Below are 5,995 nucleotides of genomic sequence, written 5' to 3'. Positions count from 1 at the left end.
AGCCCCGGTTTCCCGGAGTTATCCCAGTCTTATGGGCAGGTTACCCACGTGTTACTCACCCGTCCGCCGCTAACTTCTTGAGAGCAAGCTCTCAATCCATTCGCTCGACTTGCATGTATTAGGCACGCCGCCAGCGTTCATCCTGAGCCAGGATCAAACTCTCCAATAAAGTTAGTTTGTCTAGCATCTAAAAATAAAAATTGACGTTTCACGTTGTTTGTTTCGTTCAGTTTTCAAAGAACTACTTGGTCGCTCATTTGCGACTTCCTTATGTTAACATCTTCGTTAGTTAATGTCAACTAAGTTTTTTATTTCGTTTGTCGCTTGCGACGTTAATGTCATCGGCGACTTGTTCTATATTACACTTCATTTGTATAATCGTCAACATCTTTTTATAAAGATATTCAAGTTAATATTTTTATGCTCTTTTAACTAGACACGTCTCTATAGGATTTCATTATCGGAGCACGCTTTCTGCTTCTCTTTAATTTATTCTTCCAAACATATTCGAGTTAATTTGAGCTCTAGACTTAACTCGTGCGGACGTTTCCCTCCAACAAAACTAGCAACCTTATTTTAACAAATACTAGTATATAATTAGAGAGTTGTTGTACTATCAATAAAACTCTATTAGAAGCAGGTGAAAATATGAAAGATATACGTATCCTTTTAGCAGACGACGATAAAGAAATCCGAAATTTATTAAAAATATATTTAGAACGAGAATTATATATGGTAGACACTGCAATCAACGGCGAAGAAGCCTTACATTTATTTAATCAAAATAACTATAACCTCGTTATATTAGATCTTATGATGCCCAAAATAGATGGAATCGAGGTATGTAAAAAGCTTAGATATAAAACTAACGTACCTATATTAATGCTCACCGCTAAAGATCACGAAATTGATAAAATTTTAGGCTTAAGCATTGGTGCTGATGATTACATTATAAAACCTTTCAGCATTCACGAAGTAATTGCACGAGTAAAAGCTCTTATGCGGCGTTTTTTAGTTCTTGGAAGTAGCAATACTGCTCAAGAAAAAACAACTTTATCTTTTAAAGGACTAACTTTCAATCTAAATACATACACAGTTCATACAAATAAAGAAGAAATTAACTTAACCGGAAAAGAACTGGAACTATTAAAATTCTTTACTTCAAACCCAGGACAAGTATTTACAAAAACACAGCTCTTCCAAAATGTGTGGGACGATAATTATATAGAAGATGACAATACCGTTATGGTACATATTCGAAAACTTAGAAAGAAAATAGAAATCGACCCTTCCAATCCAAAATTCATTCAGACTATATGGGGAATTGGTTATAAGTTTGTAGGTGAAAAGCTTGAAGACTGATAAAACCCTCTCCCTTATTACATTACAACTTATCATTTGTGGGATTTTAAACATACAAATGGAACCAAGATTAAAAATGTCTTTATTTATAATCCTTATCTTAATTACAATTTATCTCTTCTTTTCAAGAATACAATTCATTCAACATCGCAAGGCAATGGATACTAAATTAAGTCGTGTACTAAAAGGAAACTTACAAACGAGATTATTCACAAGCAATGACCACTCATTACATAATATCGTTTTTTCAATAAACGAGCTAATAGCTAAATTAGAGCAAGTTCAGATTGAAGCCAAAAGATCCGAGGAATCCAGAAAACAACTTTTGTCTAGTATCTCCCACGATATACGAACACCACTCACCTCCATCATCGGATATATAGATGCTTTAAAAGATGGGGTTGCTGTTTCTGAAATAGAAAAACAAGAATACCTTAAAATACTTTATATGAAATCAAATAACTTAAAGCACCTAGTTGATGAAATATTCAATATGGCGAAGCTAGACGCTAATGAATTTCCACTAAAAGAAGAAGAACTCGACTTTTCTGAAGTTACTAGAGAAGTTTTGATTGAATTTTTACCTGAGCTCTCAAAACATAACATCGAACTGCAAGTTCTCATACCAGAATCTACTTGCCCTATTATCGCAGACCATCTGAGCCTTATGCGGATTATGAGTAATTTAATGAAAAATGCCATTTATTACGGAAAGGATGGAAAAATAGTAGGAGTCGAACTACTAGAAACCGATAGAAAATATGAACTTCATATTTGGGACAAAGGCCCTGGTATTCCAAAGCATGATTTACAAAATGTGTTTGAGCGAATGTACCGAAGCGAACAATCAAGAAACTCCTCGTTTGGTGGTAGTGGTCTCGGGCTCTCTATTTCTAAAGCGCTCGTTGAGAGAAATGGTGGGCATATATGGGTTGAAAGCACTCCATGGAAACGAACTATTTTTGGCTTTTCTATTCCAAAACACAATACTTTTAAGAAATAGTTAAGAAATGATTAATATGCAGTTAAGCCTTCCTTTTTATGATGTAAGTAAGAACTTATAGAAAGCAGGTGTCTCCTATAAATACAATTATAAAAACGACTAACCTTACTAAAGTATATGGCAATCAAAAATCAGTAGATAATTTAAATATTAATGTTCAACAAGGGGAGATTTATGGCTTCATAGGCCGCAACGGTGCTGGTAAAACAACAACCATTCGTATGCTGCTTAGTCTTATAAAGCCTACAAGTGGAACGATTGAAATATTTGGAGAGAACTTATTCCAAAATCAAAAAGATATTTTAAGCAGAATTGGTTCTATAGTTGAAGTTCCAGGATTTTATGAAAACTTAACTGCAAAAGAAAACCTATTAATTAATGCAAAGATAATTGGGGTTCACAAAAAGAATGCTATCGAAGAAGCATTAGAAATAGTAGGCTTGCAGCATGAGACAAAAAAGTTAGTAGGAAAGTATTCTTTAGGAATGAGGCAACGCTTAGGAATTGCACGCGCTCTTCTCCATTATCCCGAGCTACTCATATTAGATGAACCAACTAACGGACTAGACCCTATTGGTATTAAAGAAATGCGAAAACTTATTCATTCTTTAGCTCAAGAAAGAAATATAACCATACTCATTTCTAGTCACATATTAGCCGAGGTAGAACAGTTAGTCGATCGTATCGGAATTATTCATGAAGGAAAGTTACTAGAAGAAGTTTCTCTTGATACGCTACGTAAAGCAAATCGTAAGTACATAGAGTTTCAAGTGAATAATGACAATAAAGCTGTGATGTTATTAGAAAATCATCTTCAAATTTTTGATTATGAAGTACACGATGAAGGGAATATTCGTATTTACTCTCATTTTGGACAACAAGGATACATAAATAGAACATTAGTTCTTAATGGTATTGAAGTATTAAAAATGATGATAAGTGAAGATAGACTAGAAGATTATTTCACCAAGCTAGTTGGAGGTGGAACAATTGGTTAATCTACTCTATACAGAACTCTTAAAATTAAAACGCTCTAATATGTTTTTAATTAGCATTATTGGTGCTGGTGTCGCACCTTTCTTAGTTGTAGTAGCCTCTTATATACATATAAAAACAAAAGAGCCAACTCCGACTATTTGGTTCCATCAATTATTCACTGATGTTAACTTATATACTACTTTAGTTATAGGATTCCCCTTATATGGAGTAGTGGTTGCATATTTGCTTACCCGCGAATATGCAGAAGATACACTAAAAAATTTACTAACTATCCCCGTGTCGCGCATTAGCTTTATTATAAGTAAATTCATCATTCTCTTTCTTTGGATCATGATGCTAACTTTAGTCGCTTGGACACTTACTTTAATATTAGGGCTATTGGGGAATTTCCCTGGTTTTAACATTGCTTTACTTTTAAGTTCTTTCCTAGAATTTTTAATATGTGGTGGACTTCTCTTTCTATTGTCTTCACCTATTGTACTACTAACTCTTGTCATGAAGAGCTATGTACCGCCCATTATATTAACAGTCATTATTACAATGACCAATCTTATGCTCGTAAACTCCAAGCATAAAGATTTATTTCCGTGGACCGCTACTCTAGATATCGCAAATAATGAATTACAACCGACATATCCACCAGAGTATTCTTATATCATCATTGCAGTAACAACAATTTCCGGATTTATTGCAACACTATTCTATTTTAAAAAAGTAGACATTCATTAATTTATAGGAGTGAAACTATGAGCGATATCATTATTGCCTTCATACTCGGTATTGTAGAAGGATTAGCTGAATTTTTACCTATATCTTCTACTGGCCACCTTATATTAGTCGGGCATTTATTAGACTTTGAAGGAGAAAGAGCAAAAACGTTTGAAATTGTTATTCAGCTAGGCGCAATTTTAGCTATTGCAATTTTATATCATAAACGTCTCGTTTCTCTATGTAATATTAAGCCTCTTCTACGGAAAGAGAAAAAATTCAACGCGTTTCATGTATTTCTTGGCGTATTTCCGGCAGTAGTGGCTGGTTTGCTACTACATGATATTATTAAAACATACTTATTTCAGCCATACACTGTTGTGATTGGACTTGTAGCAGGGGCAATTCTTATGATCTTTGCAGAAGTAAAAAAGAAAGAGGCAACCGCCTATTCACTGGACGATTTAACATACCGTCAAGCTTTAACAATTGGATTATTTCAGTGCTTAGCAGTATACCCTGGCTTCTCTAGAGCTGGCTCTACTATCTCTGGAGGTCTATTAGCAAAAGTAAATTATAAAACCGCATCCGAGTTCTCTTTTCTAATAGCTCTTCCTGTAATGGTTGGAGCTACAGGCTTAGACTTACTAAAAAGCTGGGAGTATTTAAGTGTCGATGACATCCCTATGTTTGCGGTAGGATTCATTACCTCTTTTACCGTAGCGATGCTAGCGGTAGTAACTTTTCTAAAGCTTTTAGAGAAGATAGGTTTAAAACCTTTTGCATACTATCGTATTTTGTTGGCTATCTTATTTACGCTTTTCGTATTACTATAGATTCATATAAGTCACATATCATTAAACTGATATTCAATTTTAGAATATCGGTTTTTTATCTATTTCAACTCTAGTACTACTCACTTCAATATGGCATAGTGATAATAAGCTACCATTAATAGTCTGAACGTTCTTTAAGTAACTATATCCTTTATCATAAAATGCAATTGGAAAATTAAAGATTCCATATATATACAGAACATATTTACAAACCATATTCATTCCACATAGTATCTTTTTAATTTGCAACACACTGATACAAATTTCAAATGAGCACAAAGACAGAATAAGTAAATAAATAAATTTCCTAGGAATTATAAAGCGACTAAATTTAATTAGAGTGAGGTGACGATAAAATGAATCAATTAGCACAGACATATTGGAATACTTATTGGGGAAACAACAAAAAACCAGAATCTGTTATAGCTTGGCAATTTGGAGATTCCCCTAATTATCTTGCACAACTAGTAATTGACGGTATTAAAACTGCTACATGCTCCGGTCACATTTTTTATGAATTAGAAAATGAACCGCTACCGACCACTAATGATTATAGTATTATACTTAATAGTAATGATGAACCTGTAGCTATTATTAAGATAATAGAAGTAACTGTAACACCAATGAATGAAGTAAGCGAAGAATTCGCTATCGCTGAAGGCGAAGGAGATCGTACTTATAATTACTGGAGAGACACCCATGTTCGTTTTTTTACAAAGGAACTAAATGAGCTTGGTCTTAATTTCTCTGAAGATATGTTACTCGTCTGTGAGCGTTTTGAACTTGTTGATGTGAACAATAAAGTGAAATTATAAAAAACTGAGATTTACCACCCATTCTTATTTTTATAAAACACAAAAAAGACAAGTCATTCTGACTTGTCTTAAAGTTGCTTGGCGACGTCCTACTCTCACAGGGACAAGGTCCCAACTACCATCGGCGCTAGAGAGCTTAACTTCCGTGTTCGGTATGGGAACGGGTGTGACCTCTCTGCCATCATCACCAAACTATGAAGGCATATTCCTTCAAAACTAGATAACATTTGCTACATATTATATGGTTAAGTCCTCGATCTATTAGTATTCGT

The 5,995-nt window shown here is 34.1% G+C and carries 6 protein-coding genes and 1 rRNA gene; 6 read left to right on the top strand and 1 reads right to left on the bottom strand.

Annotated features, from left to right (window positions below):
• Positions 1-648: 648 nt before the first annotated feature.
• The 6 genes from DOS87_RS01780 (at position 649) to DOS87_RS01755 (ending at position 5,723) form a co-directional block, all read left to right on the top strand.
• The gene (locus DOS87_RS01780) at positions 649-1,362 is read left to right on the top strand and encodes a response regulator transcription factor (RefSeq protein WP_098425632.1); all 714 of its coding nucleotides are present in this window, start codon (positions 649-651) and stop codon (positions 1,360-1,362) included.
• The gene (locus DOS87_RS01775; protein ID WP_142330557.1) at positions 1,352-2,365 is read left to right on the top strand and encodes a sensor histidine kinase; all 1,014 of its coding nucleotides are present in this window, start codon (positions 1,352-1,354) and stop codon (positions 2,363-2,365) included. Before DOS87_RS01780 ends, DOS87_RS01775 begins: the two co-directional genes overlap by 11 nt.
• Positions 2,366-2,433: 68 nt before the next feature.
• The gene (locus tag DOS87_RS01770) at positions 2,434-3,363 is read left to right on the top strand and encodes an ABC transporter ATP-binding protein (protein WP_086412917.1); all 930 of its coding nucleotides are present in this window, start codon (positions 2,434-2,436) and stop codon (positions 3,361-3,363) included.
• Positions 3,356-4,093 carry an ABC transporter permease gene (locus tag DOS87_RS01765; RefSeq protein ID WP_000247703.1) on the top strand — a complete coding sequence of 246 codons (738 nt, stop codon included), beginning with the start codon at positions 3,356-3,358 and terminating at the stop codon, positions 4,091-4,093. Before DOS87_RS01770 ends, DOS87_RS01765 begins: the two co-directional genes overlap by 8 nt.
• Before the next feature lie 17 nt (positions 4,094-4,110).
• Complete coding sequence (gene uppP, locus DOS87_RS01760) at positions 4,111-4,908, top strand: undecaprenyl-diphosphate phosphatase UppP (RefSeq protein WP_001279949.1); 798 nt, start codon at positions 4,111-4,113, stop codon at positions 4,906-4,908.
• Positions 4,909-5,264: 356 nt separating this feature from the next.
• Positions 5,265-5,723: an ASCH domain-containing protein gene (locus DOS87_RS01755; protein ID WP_001072428.1), complete on the top strand. Its 459-nt coding sequence runs from the start codon at positions 5,265-5,267 to the stop codon at positions 5,721-5,723.
• 76 nt (positions 5,724-5,799) lie between these two features.
• Here DOS87_RS01755 and rrf read toward each other — a convergent pair.
• Positions 5,800-5,915: ribosomal RNA gene (gene rrf, locus DOS87_RS01750) — 5S ribosomal RNA — on the bottom strand.
• Between the last annotated feature and the right edge of the window lie 80 nt (positions 5,916-5,995).

Origin of the sequence: Bacillus sp. CR71 (assembly GCF_003429245.1) — a bacterium.
In the GTDB taxonomy this organism is placed as follows: domain Bacteria; phylum Bacillota; class Bacilli; order Bacillales; family Bacillaceae_G; genus Bacillus_A; species Bacillus_A thuringiensis_S.
Note: the sequence above shows the minus strand (reverse complement) of the source record. Positions and strands in the feature narration are given on the sequence as shown.